Origin of the sequence: Nocardia sp. NPDC050630 (genome assembly GCF_044457245.1) — a bacterium.
Classification (GTDB): Bacteria; Actinomycetota; Actinomycetes; order Mycobacteriales; family Mycobacteriaceae; genus Nocardia.
Window position 1 is genome coordinate 369367 of the sequence record NZ_JBITGN010000003.1, and the last position, 21339, is coordinate 390705.

Consider the following 21339-nt stretch of genomic DNA (forward strand, 5'->3'; position numbering starts at 1 on the left):
GGTCTCGCGGGGAACAACCATTCATGCCGGTCTGGCTCAGGTGAGGCGGCTGGCGAGGTCATCGGCGAGGAGTACGAAGACGTCGGTGGTGTGATCGATCAGTTCTTGGCGGGTGAGCGGGAGGTCGTTCTGTAGCCAGGCGGTGAGGGTCTGGACCAGGCCGCCGACCAGGTAGGTGGCGCGAAAGTCGATGGTGGGATCGGGATTCGGGTCGGTGATGCCGTAGAAGTCGATGCCCTCGGCGGCGACGATGCGGGCGAATACCCGCACCGTCTGGTTCGTGCGGGCGCGCAGTTCCGGCGTCGCCATGCCCGCGACCAGTGCGACGTGCGCCTTGCGCGGATCGTCGGTGAGCAGGTGAATCCCTGCCGAGATCGCGGCATGCGCCTTGGCTCGGGTATCGGCCGGTGCGGTCTGCAGCGCACCGATGATCGCCCCGGCCAGTTCCTCCGCGATCCGATCGATGAGCGCGGCCAGCACCGCATCGCGGCTGTCGAAGCTTTCGTAGTAGTAGCGCTCATTGAGTCCAGCCTGTGCGCACAGTCCGGAAACGGTGAGCTTGGCGATGCCCTGGGTGCCGATGATCTCCAGTGCGGCATCGAGCAGTGCCGTGCGTCGCTGGGCGCGGCGTTCGTCGGCGGAGACGCCGCCGTAGGCACGTTTCGTCGGGCCACTCATCGCGCGAGCACCGCCCGCCACGGAATCGCTTCGCGATGAACTCATACCGCGATTCTGGCATGGCTGCGGTCCCGGTCGACCAGATCGTGGTAGCGGAGGACGCCGTCAATCTGGTTGAGAATGTTGCCAGATTGCGAAATCTGGTGGATTCTGTTGTCAGATGCTGTGCATTCCAATGCCAGGGATGACGGGGCAAACGCGCCCCACGGCACGCGCTCAACGAGGAGGCAGCGATGTCCGAGCCCGGCTATTTCGCCGATCATTCGATGGCCCGACGCGTCATGAGCAAACGCGCGGTTGGCCTCACCTACGGTCAGCGTGCCCTGGTGATCGGGGCGGTCAATCCGCTGCTGTACGTCGGAACCGCCGAGAACACCGAGCATCGGATGACTCCGTACACGCGACTCGCGTTGACCGGCAAGCTTTTCGAGGCCGTCTTCCTCGGCAGCAAGGACGAGGCGGATCGCGCGCTCGCCTTCACTGCCAAAAAGCATGCGAAGGTCGTCGGTGAACTACCCGAGGAAGCGGGCCCGCAGCATCCGGCGGGCACCGGCTACTCCGCATTCGACCCGCATCTGATGTACATGACCATGGCCTTCGCCTTCGACTCGGCCGAAGTGATGCACGATCTGCTGGTCCGCCCGCTGACCGACGGCGAACGCGAGGGCCTGTACCAGGACTACGTCCGCTGGGGCGAGCTGTTCGGCATGCCGCGCGAGGCCGCGCCCAGCAGCTACCCGCTGTTCCGCAGATCCTTCGACGACTATCTGGCCTCGGACGAGCTGTTCCTCACCGATGAGGCCCGGTTGGTCGGTTCGTATCTGGCCGGTCAGCGTGTGCCCTATCGGCAGCGCGGGCCGATCCGCCAGGTCGTCGACGCGTTCTACCTGCTGGTGCAGGGCAGTCTGCCGCCGCGGATCCGCGATATGTACGGGATGCGCTGGGGGCTGCCCGAGCAACTCGCCTACCGCGCGCTCGCGCAGGGCGTGCGCACCGCGCATATCGCACCGCCGCTGGTACCGCCGGTGCTGCGCGGGACGCTGGCCGGTCCGAGCGCGCCGGTCTACAAGCTGCTGTCCAAGCGGGAACGCGAACTGCACAGCACCGGCCGCCCGAGTATGCCCGGTGTCGACCCACGCAACTGGGCGGCGCGAAATTCCGCGTGACCGCGGCGTGAGCGACGGGCCCGGAGGCGGTAGCGGAGCGTAGCCACGGAGGGACCCGCGAACGCCGCAGATCGGACACCGCGGGGTGAGCGACGGGCCCGGAGGCGGTAGCGGAGCGTAACCACGGAGGGACCCGCGAAATTCCGCGTGACAGCCATGCGAAGATCGGGATATGTCCAGTCCTGCTCAGACGAACCCGGCCGCTGAACGCAAACAGCGGGTGCTGTCCGGGATCCAGCCCACCAGCGCATCCTTCCATCTCGGCAACTACCTTGGGGCGCTGCAGTACTGGGTGACCATGCAGGACGACTACGACGCCCTCTACTTCATTCCGGATATGCACGCGATCACCGTGTCGCAGGATCCGAAGGAACTGCGCCGGCGCACCAAGGCCGCGGCCGCGCAGCTGCTCGCGCTCGGCATCGACCCCAAGCGCTCCACCCTGTTCGTGCAGAGCCAGGTGCCCGAGCATGCCGAGCTGACCTGGGTGCTCAGCTGCATCACCGGATTCGGCGAGGCCAGCCGGATGACCCAGTTCAAGGACAAGTCGGTCAAACAGGGCGCGGAGAACGCCAGCGTCGGACTGTTCACCTATCCGGTCCTGATGGCCGCGGACATCCTGCTCTACCGTGCGCATCAGGTGCCAGTTGGTGAGGATCAGCGCCAGCATCTGGAGCTGACCCGAAATCTGGCTCAGCGCTTCAACACTCGGTTCAAGAAGACCTTCGTGGTGCCGGAGGCGCATATCGTCAAGGGCACCGCGAAGATCTACGACCTGCAGGATCCGACCTCGAAGATGAGCAAGTCGGCCTCCACCGACGCCGGTCTGATCAACCTGCTCGACGATCCGAAGATCACCGCCAAGAAGATTCGCTCCGCGGTCACCGATACCGAGCGCGAAATCCGCTACGACCCGGAAGCCAAGGCCGGTGTGAGCAACCTGCTGGTGATCCTGAGTTCGCTGAGCGGCACCCCGATCGTCACGCTGGAACGCGACTATGACGGTAAGGGGTACGGCGATCTGAAGTCCGATGTCGCCGACGCGCTGGTCGAATTTGTCACCCCGCTGCGGGCGAAGGTGGAAGAGTATTTAGGGGATCAGGGCGAACTCGACCGCATCCTCGACGCAGGTGCCGAGCGGGCGCGCGAGATTGCCGGCAACACTCTGGCACAGGTCTACGACCGGGTGGGGTTTTTGGCTCGCTAGCTGGGGAATACCGCTAGCGACCGCTCGTCGACCAGCACCGCGCGGTCTCTGTTGAAGGGGCGTGACAGATGCAGGTGATCGACAACATCAAGGCGGCGCTCGAACGTCGGATTCAGTCGCGGCCATGGCTGGATCACCTCATCCGCGCGGGCGGAAACTATCAACGGCAACGCGGTAATTACTACGCGGCAGGGATCACGTATTTCACAGTGCTGTCGCTGTTTCCGATGTTGATGGTCGCCTTCGCGATCGCGGGCTCCGTACTGTCGGGCGACCCGGACATGCTCACCGAAGTGCGGAACAAGATCATCGAGAACATTCCGGGATCACTGGGCGGCCAGCTCAATGATCTGATCGATCAGGCCATCCGATCGCGCGGCACGGTCGGTACGCTCGGTCTGCTCGTCGGTGTCTACACCGGACTCGGCTGGATGGCGAATCTGCGGGCGGCACTGACCGAACAGTGGGAACAGAAGACCCCGGAAGGCAATTGGTTCCTCAATAAACTCTCCGACCTCGGCGCACTGATCGGTCTCGGCCTGGCCTTCGTGGTCTCGATCGGCCTGTCCACGCTGGCGTCGAGCACCCTCGGCGCGCGACTGCTGAGCACGTTCCGTCTGTCGGAGTTGCCCGGTGCGCGGCTGATCCTGGTCCTCATTTCGATACTGCTCGGCTTCCTCGCATCGTGGGCGGTGTTCGTCTGGATGATCGCACGCCTGCCCCGCGAGCCGGTCACCCTGCGAAGTGCCGCCCGAGCCGCGGCGATCGCCGCAGTGGTCTTCGAGCTCTTCAAATACGTCGCGTCGTTCTACCTGCAGATGGTGCTGCACAGCCCCGCGGGCGCGGTATTCGGATCGATCATCGGCCTAATGGTGTTCAGCTACACCACCTATCGCATCATCCTGTTCGCAACCGCCTGGGCCGCAACGGCATCGGAAAACGAGATCGAAGCCGAAATCCCCCCACCCGCCCCCGCCGTAATCAAGCCCCGTGTGAGCGCGCCGGGCCTTTCCATGGGCACCAGCGCCGCCTCCTTTGGCGCGGGCGCCCTTGCGGCATTGGTCCTTTCGGGCCTGCGCCGCCGCTGAGTCGCAGTGGTGTGAGTCGCTGACCCGGATTGATCAGTATGGCAACCGTGTCACTCGCAAGAGGTCGTTCGGTTCGCCAGCTGGACAGCTCCTGAGGCCAACAACGCGACACAAACCCAGTCCCAACGGGTTTGCGGCTGAGAACTTGTGCCCGATAGAGTTTCGCTGTACGTCGAAGACGATCCATGTGTCGATCGGGGTTGGGGAGCAATGGACGAGTACACCGAGCGTCGGGCAGCGCACCTCAAACGATTGAACGCCGCGGTCTCCGAGGTGCGCGGGAGCTCGCGATCGGCGGACGGTGGCGTGTATGTCGAAGCCGATGCTCGCGGCACGATCACGGCTCTGTTCATCGAGCCGTATGCGCTGGAAGCGGGTGCTCGACGGCTCGAGCGGCTGATCGCGGATCAGCACCGGATCGCGTATGGAAATGCTCAGGCTGAGGCCGAACGTATCTATACAGAGCTCAGTCAGGATGCGCCGACGCGGCGAAGGTAGCGGCAGTGGTCCGCGAATACATTCTCTCGGTGAGTCTGTCGTACGCAACTTGCGAGCCGCGGCAAGTGAAATCGAAAGTGTGGTGAATCCGTGTTCGAGGTCGACCCGGTGAGGATGCGTAAGCTGGCGGCTGATGTGAGGGTCCACTCGGACACCATCGCTGGTAAGGCGCCGGTCGCGAAAGACAGTCGTGATGATGCGCGGGACAAGCTGCAGGGTTCTTCAACAGGGGTTCGCATCCAGGAGACGCTTGAAGCGCTGGACCGTGTAGTGGACTTTCATGTCGGCCGGATGCGAGAGCTTGCTGGTGTAGTCGAGCAACAGGCCACGGCCTTCGAGCAACTGGATGAAGCCAACGCGACCCGTTTGCGTCAGGTAGGGGAGCGGTGAGCGGGCTTCACGAGGATCATCCCCTCACAGTGCCTCAGGTACTGGGTTGGAATCTCGGCCCGGCCCGTGATGTGGCATCAATCGTGAAGCGCGTGTCAGGTGAGATCGATTCGGAAATGGCTGACGCGGGTCGCAAGATAGCGCAGTCATATGAATATTTCGAGGGCAAGTCAGGCGATAGCGTGCGCGAGCGCGGCGAGCAGGACAAGAAGGATGGATTCGCGACCGTCGATGTCTACGAGGAGATGGCGAAGTCGATCAACTCCATCTGCGAGACCATCGAAGGGAAGATCGGAGAGATCCGTGGGTGGCTCGAAGAGGTCGAGGATTCGGACTGGGATCTATTCTGTGAACCAGACGGCGAAGTGCTTTCACACCAATCGAATTGGGAGACGATGAAGGAGCATTGGTGGTCTCCCGCCACTGCTGTCGCCAACAAGGAGTTGGAGGAGTTTCGGCTGACCCAGGCGATTCGTCAAGCGCTGACCCGGATTCAGGAGGCCGATCTCACCGGGTCGGAGAACCTTGGACGGCTACTGGAGAAGTTGGCCGATTCAGTAAAGCAAGGCGTGTCTGGTACTCCGTCCGATCCGACCCTCGCAAAGGTACTCACGGATTACCAAACCGAAACGTCGAGTTCCAAGCCGGTGATTTGGCCCTCGGATGGCGCCCTGCTCGACGTCATTCGTATGGCGATACCAGATTTCAAGGCCACTCTGATGACCGAGGAGGAGTCCAGGGCTCTCGATAACCTCTACTCCAAGAAGGGTCTATCTGGTCTCAAGGATTTCTTCGATATCACCTCGCTGGCGGAGGACGAAGCCAAAAAGCGGTACCCGACCTCATACCTGGACGGGCACGGTGACGCATTCCGACATACATACTGGAATGCATTGATGACGCAAAAGTTCGGCGAGGATTGGACTCAGACCTACACCACTAGCCATGAAAAGATCGGTGGGAACCCGCCGCATCGCGAGGCTATGGATCTGTACAACAACGAACAAGGGCGAAAGATCGGCCTGGCGAACTCGAGCGCATCTGCCGAAGAGTTGGCGCAGAAGGTCAAGGAACACATCGACAATGGGCAAGCCATCGTCCTCGGCAACCCCGTCGACCCGGCCACCGGCCTCCGGAGTCGGCCGACAATCACCTGGAGCAACACCGTGAGCGAGAGCGATACCGGCCAGCCTGCCGGAGTTGAGATTCCGTTGCCGGGGAAGAAATGATCATATGACCAAAGTGAAGTACGTACTGCTGATCTCCGTTGCCCTGTCGGCGTTGAGTGCATGCACCACCTCCACCGATCGACCGGACGATCAGACCTGCACTGGCACATTCGATTTCAGCTCTCCACAAGCCGAGCCGCTTGGATCGAGCAAGCGTTTCGACGCCGCACTGCGCGAGGTGGCAAAGGGTACGGATGGAGCCACGCTGATCGAGATAACCCGTGCTGCGGGTTGGGCTGATAGCTGGGAGCGGTTGGTGGAGGTGCGTGTGTCCACCAAAGTGGCCGACCTCAACAAGAACGCGAACACACCAGGTCAGTGTTGGAAGCATCTCCCCACAATGGATTACCGGGAAGGACCGGAGCAGGGCTACTACCTGTTCGTCGACAAAGGCAAGCCGGTGCAGGTCGTCTCTTGGAGCGGCGATCGGAAGCCCCTCGAAGTACGCGACCGCGGGGCTCTGACCGCTGAATCGGTGCTGGTGCCTCGGCCAGGGCGCGACAGGCTGGAGCCGGCGTCATAGAAGCCATGTTGGTGGGGCTATTCGGCTGCGCTACGTGGTCGAGTTCCGAATCGGACGGTGTCCGGTCAATACCGAACACCGAACGGTGAGCGGAATCTAGGCAGAAGACTCTACGACGACCGCCAACGACCAGTAGTCAGCTGACAGGACCGAGCGCTCGAGCGTGCTGTATCGAATCGCTGTTGCTCGAGGTATGAGGTTGATTGGCTTCGCAACGTCGTCGAATTCCGCTTCGACGTATATCGAGGTGCTCATGTCCGTCGGACAGTAAGCAGGACGACGCCTCAGCACAGACGACTGGCTCGCTACGAGACCGGTAGGCCGTCAGCGGGTGAACCCGCCATGGGTAGTCGCGGCGTGAAGGCGACCTTTCGGCTGGGGTGAACACGAGTGCGGGGTCGGAGGGGTTCTTCGAATTGCGAACGCCGACACGGTTGTTCGGAAGGATGCGACTTCGACGCAGCTCGAAGTGGGCGCCGTTGCGGCTGCTGCTGAACCACGTCGCGTCCGAGGATGCGCAATAGGGTGCCCCTCCGAGATCAGTGGTCGAACTCTCCGCGGTTTGTCGCGGCGGTGAAGGCTGACCATTCGGCTGGGGTGAATACGAGTGCGGGGCCGGAGGGGTCTTCGAATCGCGAACGCCGACATGGTTGTTCGGGAGGAAGGCGACTTCGACGCAGTTCGAGTGGGCACCACTGTGGCTGCTCTTGAACCACTTCGTGTCCGAGTGGTTTCGCCATGTGGTGCCCCTCTGAGGTCAGTGGTCGAAGTCTCCGCGGTTTGTCGCGGCGGTGAAGGCTGACCATTCGGCTGGGGTGAATACGAGTGCGGGGCCGGAAGGGTTTTTCGAATCGCGAACGCCGACATGGTTGTTCGGGAGAAAGGCGACTTCGACGCAGTCTGAGCTGGCACCGCTGTGGCTGCTCTTGAACCAGCCAGCACCGGTCAGATCAATGTTCACGCGTACTCCTTCGCCATTCGCATGAGTAGAGCACGGCTGTCGATGGGATCCATCGCACTTCGCCGGAGGCCCTCGTAGGCATCATGGTACCGGCGGACGGTGGCTGGTTTCGCAAGATACAAGCCCCCTGTGAAATTCTCTGTGAAGACTATGGGCGGCTCGATCGCCTGCCCCTGCTTATCCGTGCCGAACTCGAGGATGACGAATGGACCGGTTGCGTCCCCCAAGGGGAATCCCGCGCTGAACGGGAGGATCTGCAACCGTACGTTGGAGCGGGTGCTCATGTCGGCGAGGTGTCTCAGCTGGGTCGCCATCACTTTCGGGCCACCAACCACCCCTCGCAGGACCGACTCTCGCAGCATGACGTCGAGTGTCGCCGGATGGTGCTTGCGGGTGATTCTCGTTTGCCGCCGCATCCGCAACTGCACCCGACGCGCGTGTTCCTCAGGGCCGTCGTCGGGATAGCCCGACCGCAGGAGCACGCTGGCGTATGCCGGTGTCTGTAACAACCCCGGCACGAGTTCGGGCTGATAGGTGGTCAGCCGCTGCGCGGAAGCCTCCAGCCCGACAAAGAAGTCGAAGTTCGCTGGCATCACGTCGCCATATTCGAGCCACCAGCTCAGCTCATTGCCCTGTACCGCAAGCCCTTTCATCGCGGCAGTGTGGTCAGGATCGAACTCGTAGATCTTGCACAGCGCCTCGAGATCCACATCGCGCAGATGCGCCACCGTGCCCTTCTCGATCCGCTGTAAGGTACTGCCGCTGCGGTCGATCAGCCGGGCTGCCTGCTGGAGCGTGAGTCCGCACCCCTCCCGTCCATCCCGCAGATACTTCCCCAGCTGCCGCCGTGCCAGCGTCGATCCGTCCTCCGACATGCCCGCCTCCCTTCAGGTTTCACCGTTGGCACCAGCAGAGCACACCGTCATCCCATGCGGAGGGCACATCACGAATGATCATGCGATGAGGGCATAACCCCAGGAAGGATTGCATCCAACAGGTCATTCGCAAACCAGATCACAATCGGCACATACCTGTTCAGCGGGACCACTTGACCCGCTACAAGCCCGGGCATCCCCACACGGCTTGGTTGGGGTGCGGGCGCTGAGTACGGCAGGAGTGTCCGAACCTGCAGGATCGAAATCAATCGAGACACACTTTGCGTCCCAAGGGAACCGATTCATGGTTTCACGCGTCCAGTACATTGAGCGAACGGACAGCGAGGGAGGGATAGCCGTGGAAGTGGGGCAATCGGCCGCGAATGCGCTGTATCAACAGGCCACTGGGGGAACATTTCGGATGGAGACCGACGCCGCACGTCGGTGCGCCGAGGTCTATACGAGGTTCGTCGAGACGACGCTCGAACCACAGATCAAGCGATCAACCAACCTGCATTCCTTGGAGGGGTTCGGCGGATTCGAGTCCGCCAAGCAGCTTCAAGACGGATTTTCCGGCAAGGCGGTGAAGATGACAGAAGCTCTTAACGGGATGAAAGAGGCGGCGCTGAAGATGGCGGCGGCATACCTACGAGCCGGTCAGTTGGTGGACGAGGCCGACGCCATGAATGCGCGGTCGATCAGCACCGCCACCTCAGAGGTGCAATCGTCATGACTGGAATCCGCATTGCCCTGCTAGCGGTGGCGGCCGCCGCGCTGGCAGCGAGCTGTTCATCCGACAACCACGCGACACCGGCCGACACAGATCACACCACGATGTCGTCCTCAGCAACGCAATCGGCTCGGCCGACATTGACGAACCCCAAGCTCCAGCCGCCTACGCAGGACAACAAATACACCGCAAGCACTGGCCGCCCCAAGGTGGTTTTCGATCCCTGCACCTGGATCAGTGATGAGACAATCCGACGAGCCGGATTCGATCCGGTTACCCGTGAGCGACTTGACGATCTGATCGCGGAGTATTCATTCTTGACGTGCACTTTTTCGTCACCGCAACGCACAATGCGGCTGAACTCCGGGAACGCTACCTGGGAAGAAGACGTCGCAAAGGTCGGCTCTTACAGCGAGCCGATCACTATAAACGGTCGCCAAGCCCTGTTGGTTCGTGATCCCCAAGTGCGTCGCGGCTGCCAGGTCGATATCCGAACCAAGGTGGGGTTCTTGCAAATGGCAGTCGATCTCACCGACCGCGCCCCCCAAACCCTCAACCCCTGCGACGGCATAACCGACATCGCCTCCACCATCGAACCGGAGATCGGCAAGGACAACTAACCATGACCGGCCCTCTCGACATCAACAATGTTCCCTCAGCCCTCGGTGCATTCGATTCGAGCCGCAAGCCCGACACCACTCAGCCGAGCACACTTGCGCGCGGTCAGCAGCAGGGGGCGCAGCAGTACGAGACGAAACTGTCTGCTGTCGGCCAGGATCCGGCGTACATCACTCGGATGGAGCAGTTCGAGGGCATCACGCATGAGGAGATCTACACTCACGCGCAGCAGATGAGTCCGGGCATCATGCATCATCAGGCCGATACCTGGATCAGCATCGCAACCGCGCTGAGCGGTGGACTGTTCGGCGCGAATCTTGCGATTCAGAAGGCATTGGCCTCGGGTATCGAGGGGGCCATGGCCGATGCGGCTCTCGCTGCGGCGCAGACGTTTTATCGGCAGGCCAGTGATGTCGAGCAGGTGATCAATGCTTGCGGGCACCGGATAAAGGGTGTGGCGTCAGCCGCCGAGGTGGTGAAGATGACGGTGCCGCCGCCATCCGCGGCGGACGGGAGCAGGGGTTCGGCGACCACGCTGGATCCCGCACAGGTCATCATTTCCGCGGTCGGCGCGGGACTGGTCGGGGCCGGTGACAGCCAGGAAGTCGCCTATCAGCGCGGTATCGAGGCGCTGCATCGCACGGCGATCGACACCATGAACAACAATTACAAACCGTCCTACGGTCCCGCCGGCTCCGGTGTCCCAACATTCGTGCCGGTCACGTCGCCGGGCGGAGGCAACGGCGTTAGCGGGCCGGGCGTAAGTAGCGGGGGCGGCAATGGCGGCACCACTGGATCGGGCACCGGGAACACTGGCGGTAGCAACGGCGAGTCGAACGGATCGGGCACACCGGGGAGCGATCAGGGCACGGTGAACCCCACGGGCCTCGACTCGAATTCCACTACCGGACAACAGACGCAGTCTCCGACGACAGCCGCGAGCACTACCGCCACCTCGCCCGCCGCGACAACTACCACCCAGACGACCTCCGGACAGCCGGGCAGCTTCGGTACCTCTGGACCGGGTGGCACATCCGGACCCGGCAGCAGCACCACGCCGAGTCCAGGGCGCAGTGTCACCGGCGTGCCGACGACCGGAAATTCCCGCGCGGCAACGGTTTCCACTGCGGCGACCAGCGCGGCCAGCAGCGGCCGCAACGGTATGTCGGGCATGTCCTCGCCCGGTGCGGGACGTAAATCGGGGGAGGACGAGTCGAGCCGCAAGGTCCCCGACTACCTGATCGGCCAGTACGAAGAACTGGTCGGCCCCGACGATCCCGCGGTTCCGCAGGCAATCGGGTCCGATGCGCCTGCGGCCCACCCGAGCGGTGAGCGCGGGTGAAGTTCGAGTTCACGCCCGATGAGTTCATGCACATCTGGCGCGAGACGCGGTCGGATCGCTACCCCTTTCCGTTGCGCCTGATCGCCTCGGTGCGCTGGGAAGACGAATTCGACCAGCTCACCCGCGAATTGGACCGCCGCATGCCGCTGCACGCCAACCCGGACCTCTCGGCGGCCTTGCGTGTGGCCGCCGATCCGCGAATCGCATTGACGCTGACCGGAACTCGGCGACGCCCGCTGCGCGCGTTCGGCGCGATCGACGCCGACATCGGCGTCACCCTGGTGCAACGGCCGGGCCCCACCCCCGATTTCGGCGGCAATGTAGTGCTCGAGGTCGGCACCGCCGCGATCGCGGCCGCCGTATTCACGGCAGTGCTCGGCGACGTGCCGCCGGGACGTCATCCGGCCGTGGCCGAAGATGCCCAACGCCTGGTCGACGACCTCGAATCCTGGACCGGCCTCAAAGAGGCAGCGTCCGACCGCATCTACCGCCTGCTGCGCGCCCCGCGCTCCGGTTCCGGAACCGTGGAAATCCTTCGCGGCCTACGTGATTCCCACCCCGCCCCACCTGAATACCTGAACTGGTTCGACATCGAAGGCGACGGCCGCTACCACTACCGCCACCAATACAACGAATTCCACATCACCCCCTGCGATCAGTCCGCAATCCGCCGCGAAATCACCCGCCTGGCACAACCGCGCCCCTGATCCGCCGCTCCAGCGCCGACGGTCGCTTCCGGGTTCGATTGCCAGATGCTGGTTGCCAAAGAATCTGGGCAGCTTGAGCAAGGCCGTCAGTTCGAGACTTTTCGCACGTCTGCGCATAAGCGGACGCTCGATCTAGGCAGTCTGCCGGGGCCGGTCGACGGGGAACAGCGACGCTGATATCAGGATGGCTTGGCGCGGGGTCTCCGCTCGAGCGAAGCGGTGGCAAATGCCGAGGGTGCATCTGCGGGTCTGCGCGATGTCCGTCTCGGCCGTCCCGGATGGCCGAGACGACCGATTCTTATTGCGTGCCAGGCTCTTTGTCGAGCGAAGGAGCATAGCGCGGATCTTGTTCTATCGCTGCCCGGAAGCGGGAGTGAGCTTGGACGAAGGCGAACCTTTCATCATAGATGGGGCGGTACGTCACCCGCTGGGCACTCTTGCCGAACAGGTGGATGACCACCACCAGCCCCAGCGGAATCGAACCCGGGAAGAGTGCGAGTATCAGCGGGATGAGCAGGGGATCGACATGCGCCACACTGACTATCACCACAGCGACGAGATTGGCGACCATCAGCCATAGCAGCGAGCGGGCGGCCCAGCGGTATCGCCCGGAGGTGCGGACGCATCGGTCACAGACGGGCCACTCGCCGACGAGGATCGTCGAAACAGGTGCGACCGGCACCACGCCTCCGGTGAACAAGTTCTTGCCGAGGTCTCGTTCTCTGGCTGTGCGATGAAACCGAGGATGTAGATCCATGTCGTAGAAGCTGGCCCGCACGTGGTTTCGCGACACCGCCGGAAGACCGTGCCCGGGACACAAATCGGGCAGAGGTTGCGCAATTTCCAGTTCGAGTGGTTCGACGCGTAGCCGCCGGGGCGTTTTCCGCCAGAGCGAACCGGTATTCGGCAAAGGGGCCTGACACCGACGCAGCCGGATCGTCACGTCGTCCTCGTGCGTGTACGGCCGCTGATACACCGGTGGATTCGGTGGTAGTGGGGTCGCCTCGAAGCCGTCACCGCTGTTGGGGCGGTAATAGTCACCGGCCAGGCGAGGTAGCCTCACTCGAGCCATCCGCGTTGGTTGCGGTCCTGAAAGTACAGATCGTCGTCGTCCAGGTCGTCGGGTGTGACGATCCGATCGCGGTTGGGCTTCCGAGTTCCTGGAATCACATGGCTCGCAGGGCGGTTACCGCTGCTTCCGACCTCGGAGGCCGCCGTCGACGGTGTTCCCTGGGGAGCGCTGGTCGGCGATTGCTCGGGCGACGAACTCGGGGATGGCTCTGCGGGGGGCGAAGTTTCGGGATCCTGGTTCCGGTAGCTTTCGAGGATCGCGTTTCCCAGTTCGGCCTTTCGCTGGATTTCCTCGGGCGATGTCGCCGCGAAATCCTCTAGCGCCTTGGGGATGACCGCGTCGCCGAGACGCGCGAACGACTCGCTGTGCACGAGATCGCGGATGGTGCCCTTCCCTTGCAGGATCTCCTGCATTTGCGCCTTCAGATCCGGGGCGAGGCCCGGGCTGCCGACAATGATGTTCAGAGCCTTCGCAAGGTGACGTGACATGCCGACATCGCCGCCGGCGAGATCCAGCATCGGTTCCTCGCGATTCATCAGTTCACCCCGGGATGGTCGTAGGTTCCGCCGAGACTGGGGATCTGGAATTCCATCGCGGTCCCGATGAACGCCGTGATCGTGCCGAGCGCTGCTTGTGCGGCAGCCAGCAAGGCTCCAAGGTTCTTGATTTGTTTCACAACATTGAGTGTCATCGCGAGGAGGATGGCATTGCAGACGACCTCGAGTGCGGCTGCGGCGGAGGCGCCGACGCCGGTCGCTGCAGCAGCAGCTGCGGCGGCTTGCGTCAGAACCCACTGAACCGCACGGTCGCCGAGTTCCAGTATTCCCGCTTGGACGGTCTGCGCGATGCCGAACGAAGCCCACGCGAACGCGGCGGTCGCGTTGGCGATCTGTGTCAGTGGCTCGACCTGCCCGTCGAGGGCCGTCGTCAGTTTTGAGAAGTAATCGGCCGCGCTGGTGGCCGCGTTGCCCTGCCACGATGATTCGACATTTTTCATCGCTGCGTCGATCGCGTCACCGTAGGCGGTGTTATATGCGGCCAGATTCTCTACCGCTTTCGCGGACTCGAGCAGCTCTTGCCAATCTCCTCCAAAATACTTCTGTACATCTTCGATCGGGTTCCATCCGGTCAACGAGACGATGACGTTCAAGTAGTAGGTAACGCTGTACGCGTTTCCGAGGACGAAGTCGACCAGAGTTCCTCCGGTCGACAACCAGGCCTCTACCTGCGGTTCGACGAGCTTCGCGGTCGGATCGGATGCGGTAGTAGTGTCGGTCATTTGCTGGCCTTTGTCGGGTAGGTCTTGTCGAGCGCTTCGGCCCGTGCTTTGTCGACCGTTCGGTACATGTTCGCGGCGTTCTTCAACTCCGTGGCGGATTCGCTTGTCATGGAGCCCAGCCGTGTGTAATTCACCGCCAGTTCGTCACAGGCTTCTTGAAGTACGCCGATGAGAGGTTTCAGGGCCAAACCGGCATTGCTTTTCAGGTCGAGATGCTTCTTGGCATACTCGACTGCCTTCGCGCTTCCCACCGCGATTTCCGCCAGCTGGTCTGCCGCCTTATCGATATCGTCTGGGGCGACCTTGAATTCGTAGGTCATTCTTTGACTTTCTGTGGATGTGGCGATAACCGCGCGTGCCGACGCAATCCCGTTCGTTTCCGGCTGAGGCGGCATGTCGGGCGCGCGTCTACTTGGCCGATCGGTGCGAGAACTCGACCTGGCGGTAGGGAGGTGAGTACCCTGGCCGGATTCCGGTGCCAGGGTGCACTTCTCGGGGCAGTTAGGGTAGCGGCCGTCGGCAGTAGAGCGTGGAAGCCGTGGATTTCGGCGCAGAGCCCTACCACCTCGCGTGCCGACCCACCAACCGCCGAGTCGCCAGTCCACCCTGCCATCGCAGTCACCCCCTAGTGAATCGCCGTAAGAATACTTCACGAAGAGCATCCGGCCCAGGTTCCGGACGAGGCCCACCACCCGCAGCGCAGCGGGGTGAATTGGCGGAGAACTGTCGCGGCACAAGGCCGTTGGCGGTGGAAAGTCGTTCGGCAGGTAGGTGTTCGGTGGATAGGGAGATGGGGGCTGTTGGGTGCCAGCCGGTTCGCAACTGCAGGGGGCCGCGCTAGCTCGCGGCACCGGTGTCAGCGTGGGTGGGGCGGAAAATGGTGTGGCGGCTGGTTGTCGTGCGGGCGGTAGCCCTGCGGCGGAATGTAATTCGGCGAGTAGGCGGGTCCGGAAGCCGGTTGCGGCTGGTAGCCGTTGGGGGCGGCCGGATTCGGGGGATATTGCGGTGGATACTGTTGGGCGTCTGCCGGATGCGGGGTCGGCTGCTGGTTTCGAGGCGGGTTCGTCGGTGCGGGACCGTAAAGCGGGTTCGCGTTCGGCGGTGGCCGATAGCCGGGATAGGTTCGCGGATCAATCTGCGGCTGTACGGATCCGGATCGCAATGCGCGCACATCGCGCCGCTGCACGGTGACTCGGGCGGGTTCGTGGAGGCCGTAGCCGGCAGGTCGTTGTCGTCGAAGAAGCAGAAGGCGGTGGCGAATCCGCGCCAGAAGTAGCCGCGGACCAGGTTGCCGAAGGTCGGCCAGCCGCCGTCCTCTCCTCGGATGACCACCAAGCCGAGCAGCGCTTCGCCGATGGTGGCGTGGATGATGCGCTGCACGATGACCGTGTGTACGAACGACAACGCCGCGTAGGTCGCCACGAAGACGAGGACGACCCACCCCAGCCCCGAGACTGCGGTGTTCGCTATCGCGCCCGCTGATCCGCCATGTAGCGCGATATCGAAGAACGCCGCAGTATCGCCGCGCAGTTCTCGCGGCGAAGGGTAGCGGGGGTCGTTCTTGTCGCCGTGGTACTGCGGTCCGCGTGGCGGGGCCTCCAGGTAGTCGTTGACTCGCTGCAACCCTCGACCGACAATCCCCATATCGACGATCTTGAAATACCTCTGCCGCAAAGGCCTTCGGAACTTCGGTCTATCGGTGGCGGCTCACGCGACGAGCTCCGAGCAGCAGTGCGAGGACCAGGATGACGCCGCCTACCAGCAATAGCGCACTGGTACCCGTGTGGTTGTCGGGTTCATCGACAGACTGTGCCTCGTGGTCGGTGTCTTTGGGTGGTGGGGAGGCAAGTCCCGCAGTGCTTTTCGTCGATGCGGACTTGGTTTCGGGAAGTTTGCCGATGGTGGATCCCTTCGGCAGGGCGAAACCGTAGTCGAGCAGGCGCGCGGCCTGTTCCCACGGACGCAGCGGCAGCACATCGGCTTTCAGCAGCGTCACGACGAGTCGGCGGCCGTCGCGCTGGGCGGCGGCGACGAAGGTCTGTCTGGCGTCATCGGTGTAACCGGTCTTGCCGCCGAGCGCACCGTCGTAGTCGTAGAGCAGGTGGTTGTCGTTGGCGATGGGGAAGCCCGGATGATCTTTGTCATCAGGGCTTTTCGGGTCCTTGGGGTAGCCGGGAAAGTCGACTTGCTCGGTGTGGATGAATTCGGCGAACAGGGGAATGGTCATGGCCTCGCGGAACAGCACCGACAGGTCGTAGGCCGAGCTGCTCATGCCGGGACCGTCCAGACCGGACGGGCTGGCGGTGCGAGTATCCAAGGCGTACAACGATTTTGCCAGTTCGTTCATCTTCTGCACGGTACCGGCGTCACCGCCGAGTTGGGCGGCGATGGCGTGTGCGGCATCGTTGCCCGACGCCATGATCAGCGCCTGCATGAGCTGTCGGTTGGTGTAACGGCCACCGGGACCGATGCCGACCCGGGTGCCGTCGGCATTCGCATCCTCCTGCGTCCCGGTGACGGTCTTGTTCAGATCGAGGCTGCGCAGCGCGACAGTCGCGAGCAGCACCTTGATTGTGCTTGCGGGCCGGTAGCGACCGTGCGGGTCCTTGGCGGCGAGTACCTCACCGGTATCGAGATCCGATACCTGCCAGGCGGTGGCCGAAATGTCCTGGGGTACCGCCGGTGCGCCGCGCGGGATGACGACGCCGCATTCACCCAGACGTGAGCCGCCGACCGGCGGAATCGGCACGGCCAGCGCGGTCGGCGTCGGCTGTCCGGGTTCAGGGACCTCGGATTCATCGATCGGATTGGGCGGCCTGGTCTTCTGCGGGCAGCTGTCGGTATTCGGCGTGCTGAACGGCGTCGTCGTCGCGGTCGTCGGCGTTGCCTGTGAAACGGTCGCGGCAGGGCCCCACATCACGGCTGTTACGGCCAGTGCGGAGCCGAGGCAGAGTGCGACGAGGAGGCGAAGGTCCCGGGTGCTCATCGGCTGCGAGCCTACTGACCGGCCGCGTTGTCGGCGGGTAAGAGGCACGGATGGATCAAGTATTGACAGGAACTATTAAATGAGAGCTACTATCAAAAAGTTGTAACTATCATTTTCTGGAGGGGCTATGAAGACAGACTCGACTCGCCGCTGGCTGGCGCTGGGGGCGCTGGCCTTGGCAATGCTGACCATCGGCCTGGATATGACCGTGCTGACCGTCGCGCTGCCCACGCTCGCTGTCGACCTCAATGCGAATACCGGCGCGCTGCAGTGGTTCAGTTCCGCATACACATTGGCGCTCGCGGCCGTGATGCTGCCCGCGGGCGCGCTCGGCGACCGCTACGGCCGCAAAAAGCTGCTGCTCGGCGCGCTGGTGCTGTTCGGTGCGGCCTCGCTGGCCTGTGCCTTTGCCACCACCGCCGGTCAACTCATCGCGGCCCGTGTGGTACTCGGCGTCGCGGCGGCGGTCATGATGCCGCTGTCGATGGCGGTGCTGCCGGTACTGTTCCCGGATTCGGCGCAGCGGGCCAAGGCCATGAACATCTGGGTCACCTCGACCGCGCTGGGATTGCCGCTCGGTCCGATCCTCGGCGGTTGGCTGATCGATAACTTCTGGTGGGGTTCGGTATTCCTGATCAATGTTCCGATGGTGGTGCTGGGCGCGGCGGCCGTCGCGGCCCTGGTGCCGGAATCGCGGAACCCGGATCAGCGGCCGATGGATTTGCCGGGCATCGCGCTGTCGATCCTCGGCATGGTCAGTGTCACTTACGGATTCATCCGGCTCGGTGATAAGGGATGGGGCAACGGGCTCGGTTGGGGTGCGCTGGTCTGCGGCGTGGCGATCGTCGCGGTATTCATCGTGTGGCAGCGGCGTGCGAGCTTCCCGCTGGTCGATCTGGGGCTGTTCGGCAGCCCGGGTTTCCGCTGGGGCGCGGCGTTCACCGTGATTATCACCTTCGGCCTGTTCGGCCTGTTTTTCACCGTGCCGCAGTACTTCCAGGCGGTCCTCGGCGTCGACGCGCTGGGCAGCGGAGTGCGGCTGCTGCCGATGATCGCCGGACTGCTGGTCGGATCGCGGCTGGGGGATCGGTTGCAGCCGAAACTGGGACCGGCGCTCATGGTGGCGCTCGGCCTGACGGTACTGGCAGTCGGCATGGGCTTGGGCGGGCTGACCGAGCTGGGAACCTCGTACTGGTTCGTGGCCCTGTGGGTCGGGTTGACCGGTGCGGGCATGGGCCTCGGACTGCCGGTTGGTATGGCGGTCGCGTTGGACAATCTCGAGGTGGCCCGCGCGGGCGTCGGCTCGGCACTGGTGCAGGCGCTGCGTCAGGCAGCGGGCACCATTGCGGTAGCGCTGCTGGGCACCGTGCTGGCTACCGTGTACCGCGACGATCTCGGAGCGCTGAATGTCGATCCTATTCGCGATAGCGTGAATTCCGGTGTGGCAGTGGCGAAGTCGACCGGCGATGCCGCCATGCTGGAGCAGGTGCAGTCGGCGTTCGTCGGCGGGATGAGCGCGATGCTGTGGGTATGTGCGGCCATCTGCGCGGTGGCGGTACCGCTCGCACTGCGGGTGCTGCCACGGCGGTCGACGGGCGCACCACAACCCCCGGAGGCGATACCGGACGCGCTGGTGCCGGTTGATGGGCCAGAATCGACATATGTCGGTTGAGCTGCCCGCGGACGGGACCGCCGCGCAGAGCCTGCGCGAGCGGAAGAAGGAACGGACCCGCCGGACGATTCGTGAAGAAGCGTTCCGGCTGTTCCGCGAGCAGGGCTACAGCGAGACCACCATCGAGCAGATCGCCGCGGCGGCCGAGGTATCACCCAGCACTTTCTTCCGCTATTTTCCGACCAAGGAACAGTTGGTGCTCGCCGACGATCTCGATCCGCTGATGATCGACGCGATACGGGCCCAACCGCACGACATCCCGCCGATGACGGCGTTCCGCAATGCGGTTGGGGAGGTATTCGCGAATCTGCCCGTGGCCGAGCTGGCATTCGAACAGGAGCGTCAGGCGCTGCTGTATCACGTGCCCGAGCTGCGCGCCGCCATCGGACTGGAACTGCAACGCGGCATCGACCTGATGGCGGGCCTGCTCGCCGAGCAGATGGGTCGGGATGCGGACGATTTCGAGATTCGCGTGACCGCCGGTGCTATCGCGGGGGTCGCGCTCGGAATCGCGAGGTTCAACCCGTTGAATGCCGAGAACCTCAATCGCGCACTGGATTTCCTGGAGGCAGGGTTACCGCTCGGCAAGCAATAGTGCTGCCGAGCGGCGGAAAGTCCTAGGCGGACTTGGTAACCGGGCACCCGTGTGCCAATGGGCCGAGCAACTTGTTGTTGTCGTAGAAATGCTCGAGTTCGAGAATGCGCAGGTCGTCGCTGACCCTGGCGATCGTCACGCCGAACATCTCGATCAATGCGCCGGTGGGCTGGTGGCCCTTGTATTCGCCGTCGTAGCGACCCCAGTGCCGCCAGCGGAAGGTGACCGCGGGCGGTCCGGCCAGCACCTCGAGCACCTCCCAGAAGAAGCCCTTCGGAAAGGCGGTATGGAAGGTCTCGTGCGAGGACTCGAAGGTCTCTCGCTCGACCTCGTAGTACGGGTTATCGCCGATCAGGATGTTGTAGCTGCCGATCCGTGCGAATTCCTCGGCGTCCTGCCACGCTCCGCCGTTGACTCGGCCACGGTAGTGCTCGGCTACCAGCGACACCCAGGTCGCTGGGTCCTTCTTGTGTGAGACCTCCATTTCGAAGACCCGCACCAGATCCTCGACGATGGCTTCGAGCGAGCCCGCCGCATGCTCGGTGGTGCGCTCGCGCGGCACGGTTTCGTTGGTCAGGTGGTAGTCGGGCGCGCCGTTGCGCCAATGCTCGGCCGGCGTCGCGGCGACCACCGCGTCTCGGCCCTGTAGCCACAGCGGCGTCGTCTCGGCTGTGGAATCGGTTGTATCAACAGTCATCTCGGCTCGCGCCCCTTCGAAGAGATCGGACGCGAGGCAGGCTAACAGCCGGTTGGTGGATTGTCGCGACAGCTGTGCATCCGGCGAACTACAGTGTCTTCCAGCAACTTTCGAGTTTTAAACGATGATGTGTCACATTCTGGTCGACGCGTGCAATGCGCGGTGCGGCGAATCGTCGTCCATGGTGCTGAAAAATCCGCCGATCACGTCCTCGATTTCCGAAATCGACTGTGCGCAATACAGAATCGGTTGGTAGTGCGTGATGTCGTAGACGGCGGTGCCCATCCTCGCCACATCCAGCGGTCGCAGCTCGGCGTGCTGGAACTCCTCGATCTCGCCGTAGGAGGACAGCAGTCCAGCTCCGTAGCAACGAATTTCGCCGTTCTCGCGAACCACGCCGAATTCCATGGAGAACCAGAACACATCGGCGAGGAACTTCAGCGCCGTCTCGGTGGTCAGCCGAGTGACAGCAGCGCCGACCGCCTCGTAGATGGCCGCGAAACGCGGACTGGCTATCTGATTGGCGTGCCCGATGATCTCGTGGATGGCATCGGGCTCCGGGGTGTACAGCGGGGCCGAATGGTGCCGGATGTACTGGGTGGAGTGGAAGGTCCGGTCGGCGAAGGAGCCGAAGAACTCGCGCAGCGGCACCAGACCCGCGGCGGGTACGTAGCGGAATCCGGTCAGCGGGGTCAGCGCGGCGGAGACCTCGTCGAGCTGCGGAATGTGATCGCTCGGCAAATCGAGCCGGGCGGCGGCCGCGAGCACTTCGGCGGCGGCGTACTTCTGGTGTTTGCGTGCGAGTTCGGCCGACACGATGCGCCACACCTGTTGTTCCTCATCGGTGTAGTCGATATGCGGCAACGCTTTATCCGGTGTGTAATCCAGCGCGAGCGCGGCGATCGCATTGCGGCGGGCGCGGTATTCGGGATCGTGCACGCCGGGGTGCTCGTCGCTCAGGTGCACCATGACATCGCCATCGCCGGATCGAGTCACCGGCGAGTACAGCTGAGCTTCGGTGAACAT

24 protein-coding genes and 2 pseudogenes are annotated in these 21339 nt (G+C 63.3%); 13 read left to right on the top strand and 13 right to left on the bottom strand.

Annotated elements, in window-relative coordinates:
- Positions 1–36: 36 nt before the first annotated feature.
- The gene (locus ACIBG0_RS11880) at positions 37–723 is read right to left on the bottom strand and encodes a TetR/AcrR family transcriptional regulator (protein ID WP_397031704.1); all 687 of its coding nucleotides are present in this window, start codon (positions 721–723) and stop codon (positions 37–39) included.
- A 188-nt stretch (positions 724–911) separates the two neighbouring features.
- Here ACIBG0_RS11880 and ACIBG0_RS11885 point away from each other — a divergent pair, with 188 nt between their 5' ends.
- From ACIBG0_RS11885 to ACIBG0_RS11915, 7 genes are all read left to right on the top strand, one after another.
- Positions 912–1844: an oxygenase MpaB family protein gene (locus tag ACIBG0_RS11885; RefSeq protein WP_397031706.1), complete on the top strand. Its 933-nt coding sequence runs from the start codon at positions 912–914 to the stop codon at positions 1842–1844.
- 172 nt (positions 1845–2016) lie between these two features.
- The gene (gene trpS / locus ACIBG0_RS11890; RefSeq protein ID WP_397031708.1) at positions 2017–3051 is read left to right on the top strand and encodes a tryptophan--tRNA ligase; all 1035 of its coding nucleotides are present in this window, start codon (positions 2017–2019) and stop codon (positions 3049–3051) included.
- A gap of 68 nt (positions 3052–3119) precedes the next feature.
- Positions 3120–4139, top strand: a complete 1020-nt coding sequence (gene yhjD, locus ACIBG0_RS11895; RefSeq protein WP_397031710.1) for an inner membrane protein YhjD — start codon at positions 3120–3122, stop codon at positions 4137–4139.
- A gap of 210 nt (positions 4140–4349) precedes the next feature.
- The gene (locus tag ACIBG0_RS11900; RefSeq protein ID WP_397031712.1) at positions 4350–4637 is read left to right on the top strand and encodes a YbaB/EbfC family nucleoid-associated protein; all 288 of its coding nucleotides are present in this window, start codon (positions 4350–4352) and stop codon (positions 4635–4637) included.
- A 90-nt stretch (positions 4638–4727) separates the two neighbouring features.
- Positions 4728–5027 (top strand): hypothetical protein, encoded by a 300-nt coding sequence (locus tag ACIBG0_RS11905; protein ID WP_396957504.1) that lies wholly within the window; start codon positions 4728–4730, stop codon positions 5025–5027.
- 29 nt (positions 5028–5056) lie between these two features.
- Positions 5057–6256, top strand: coding sequence for a DUF6973 domain-containing protein (locus ACIBG0_RS11910; protein WP_397031714.1), 1200 nt, complete (start codon positions 5057–5059; stop codon positions 6254–6256).
- 4 nt (positions 6257–6260) lie between these two features.
- Complete coding sequence (locus ACIBG0_RS11915; RefSeq protein WP_397031716.1) at positions 6261–6779, top strand: hypothetical protein; 519 nt, start codon at positions 6261–6263, stop codon at positions 6777–6779.
- 136 nt (positions 6780–6915) lie between these two features.
- Here the strand turns inward: ACIBG0_RS11915 and ACIBG0_RS11920 are convergent.
- From ACIBG0_RS11920 to ACIBG0_RS11935, 4 genes and pseudogenes are all read right to left on the bottom strand, one after another.
- A pseudogene (locus ACIBG0_RS11920) lies at positions 6916–7272 on the bottom strand (DUF397 domain-containing protein); the annotation flags it as partial.
- A 46-nt stretch (positions 7273–7318) separates the two neighbouring features.
- A pseudogene (locus tag ACIBG0_RS11925) lies at positions 7319–7485 on the bottom strand (DUF397 domain-containing protein); the annotation flags it as partial.
- A 51-nt stretch (positions 7486–7536) separates the two neighbouring features.
- A complete protein-coding gene (locus ACIBG0_RS11930) occupies positions 7537–7740 on the bottom strand; it encodes a DUF397 domain-containing protein (RefSeq protein ID WP_397031718.1) in 204 nt (67 codons plus the stop codon).
- Positions 7737–8615 carry a helix-turn-helix domain-containing protein gene (locus ACIBG0_RS11935; protein ID WP_397031720.1) on the bottom strand — a complete coding sequence of 293 codons (879 nt, stop codon included), beginning with the start codon at positions 8613–8615 and terminating at the stop codon, positions 7737–7739. The genes ACIBG0_RS11930 and ACIBG0_RS11935 overlap by 4 nt, the downstream gene beginning before the upstream one ends.
- A 304-nt stretch (positions 8616–8919) precedes the next feature.
- Between ACIBG0_RS11935 and ACIBG0_RS11940 the strand changes: the two genes are divergently transcribed.
- Genes ACIBG0_RS11940 through ACIBG0_RS11955 form a run of 4 tightly spaced genes read left to right on the top strand, consistent with a single transcriptional unit; the run spans position 8920 to position 12012 of the window.
- Complete coding sequence (locus tag ACIBG0_RS11940) at positions 8920–9348, top strand: hypothetical protein (RefSeq protein WP_397031722.1); 429 nt, start codon at positions 8920–8922, stop codon at positions 9346–9348.
- Entirely contained in the window at positions 9345–9965 is a 621-nt protein-coding gene (locus ACIBG0_RS11945; RefSeq protein WP_397031724.1) for a DUF3558 domain-containing protein, read from the top strand. Before ACIBG0_RS11940 ends, ACIBG0_RS11945 begins: the two co-directional genes overlap by 4 nt.
- 2 nt (positions 9966–9967) lie before the next feature.
- Complete coding sequence (locus ACIBG0_RS11950) at positions 9968–11305, top strand: hypothetical protein (RefSeq protein ID WP_397031726.1); 1338 nt, start codon at positions 9968–9970, stop codon at positions 11303–11305.
- A complete protein-coding gene (locus ACIBG0_RS11955) occupies positions 11302–12012 on the top strand; it encodes an ESX secretion-associated protein EspG (RefSeq protein ID WP_397031728.1) in 711 nt (236 codons plus the stop codon). Before ACIBG0_RS11950 ends, ACIBG0_RS11955 begins: the two co-directional genes overlap by 4 nt.
- 298 nt (positions 12013–12310) lie before the next feature.
- Here the strand turns inward: ACIBG0_RS11955 and ACIBG0_RS11960 are convergent, their stop codons facing one another.
- The 6 genes from ACIBG0_RS11960 to ACIBG0_RS11985 all read right to left on the bottom strand — a co-directional run bounded on the left by ACIBG0_RS11960 (position 12311) and on the right by ACIBG0_RS11985 (position 17349).
- Entirely contained in the window at positions 12311–12955 is a 645-nt protein-coding gene (locus ACIBG0_RS11960) for a hypothetical protein (protein WP_397031730.1), read from the bottom strand.
- Positions 12956–13071: 116 nt separating this feature from the next.
- Positions 13072–13620, bottom strand: coding sequence for a hypothetical protein (locus ACIBG0_RS11965; RefSeq protein ID WP_397031732.1), 549 nt, complete (start codon positions 13618–13620; stop codon positions 13072–13074).
- Complete coding sequence (locus tag ACIBG0_RS11970; RefSeq protein ID WP_397031734.1) at positions 13620–14297, bottom strand: hypothetical protein; 678 nt, start codon at positions 14295–14297, stop codon at positions 13620–13622. Before ACIBG0_RS11970 ends, ACIBG0_RS11965 begins: the two co-directional genes overlap by 1 nt.
- A gap of 62 nt (positions 14298–14359) precedes the next feature.
- The gene (locus ACIBG0_RS11975; protein ID WP_397031736.1) at positions 14360–14683 is read right to left on the bottom strand and encodes a type VII secretion target; all 324 of its coding nucleotides are present in this window, start codon (positions 14681–14683) and stop codon (positions 14360–14362) included.
- 517 nt (positions 14684–15200) lie between these two features.
- Complete coding sequence (locus ACIBG0_RS11980; RefSeq protein ID WP_397031738.1) at positions 15201–16007, bottom strand: hypothetical protein; 807 nt, start codon at positions 16005–16007, stop codon at positions 15201–15203.
- Between the two features lie 49 nt (positions 16008–16056).
- The gene (locus tag ACIBG0_RS11985) at positions 16057–17349 is read right to left on the bottom strand and encodes a serine hydrolase (RefSeq protein WP_397031740.1); all 1293 of its coding nucleotides are present in this window, start codon (positions 17347–17349) and stop codon (positions 16057–16059) included.
- Positions 17350–17476: 127 nt separating this feature from the next.
- Here ACIBG0_RS11985 and ACIBG0_RS11990 point away from each other — a divergent pair, with 127 nt between their 5' ends.
- Complete coding sequence (locus ACIBG0_RS11990; protein WP_397031742.1) at positions 17477–19021, top strand: MFS transporter; 1545 nt, start codon at positions 17477–17479, stop codon at positions 19019–19021.
- Positions 19011–19616, top strand: a complete 606-nt coding sequence (locus ACIBG0_RS11995) for a TetR family transcriptional regulator (RefSeq protein ID WP_397031743.1) — start codon at positions 19011–19013, stop codon at positions 19614–19616. Before ACIBG0_RS11990 ends, ACIBG0_RS11995 begins: the two co-directional genes overlap by 11 nt.
- 22 nt (positions 19617–19638) lie before the next feature.
- Here ACIBG0_RS11995 and ACIBG0_RS12000 read toward each other — a convergent pair whose 3' ends face one another.
- A complete protein-coding gene (locus tag ACIBG0_RS12000) occupies positions 19639–20313 on the bottom strand; it encodes an ester cyclase (RefSeq protein ID WP_397031745.1) in 675 nt (224 codons plus the stop codon).
- A 132-nt stretch (positions 20314–20445) separates the two neighbouring features.
- The gene (locus ACIBG0_RS12005) at positions 20446–21339 is read right to left on the bottom strand and encodes a phenylalanine 4-monooxygenase (protein ID WP_397031747.1); all 894 of its coding nucleotides are present in this window, start codon (positions 21337–21339) and stop codon (positions 20446–20448) included.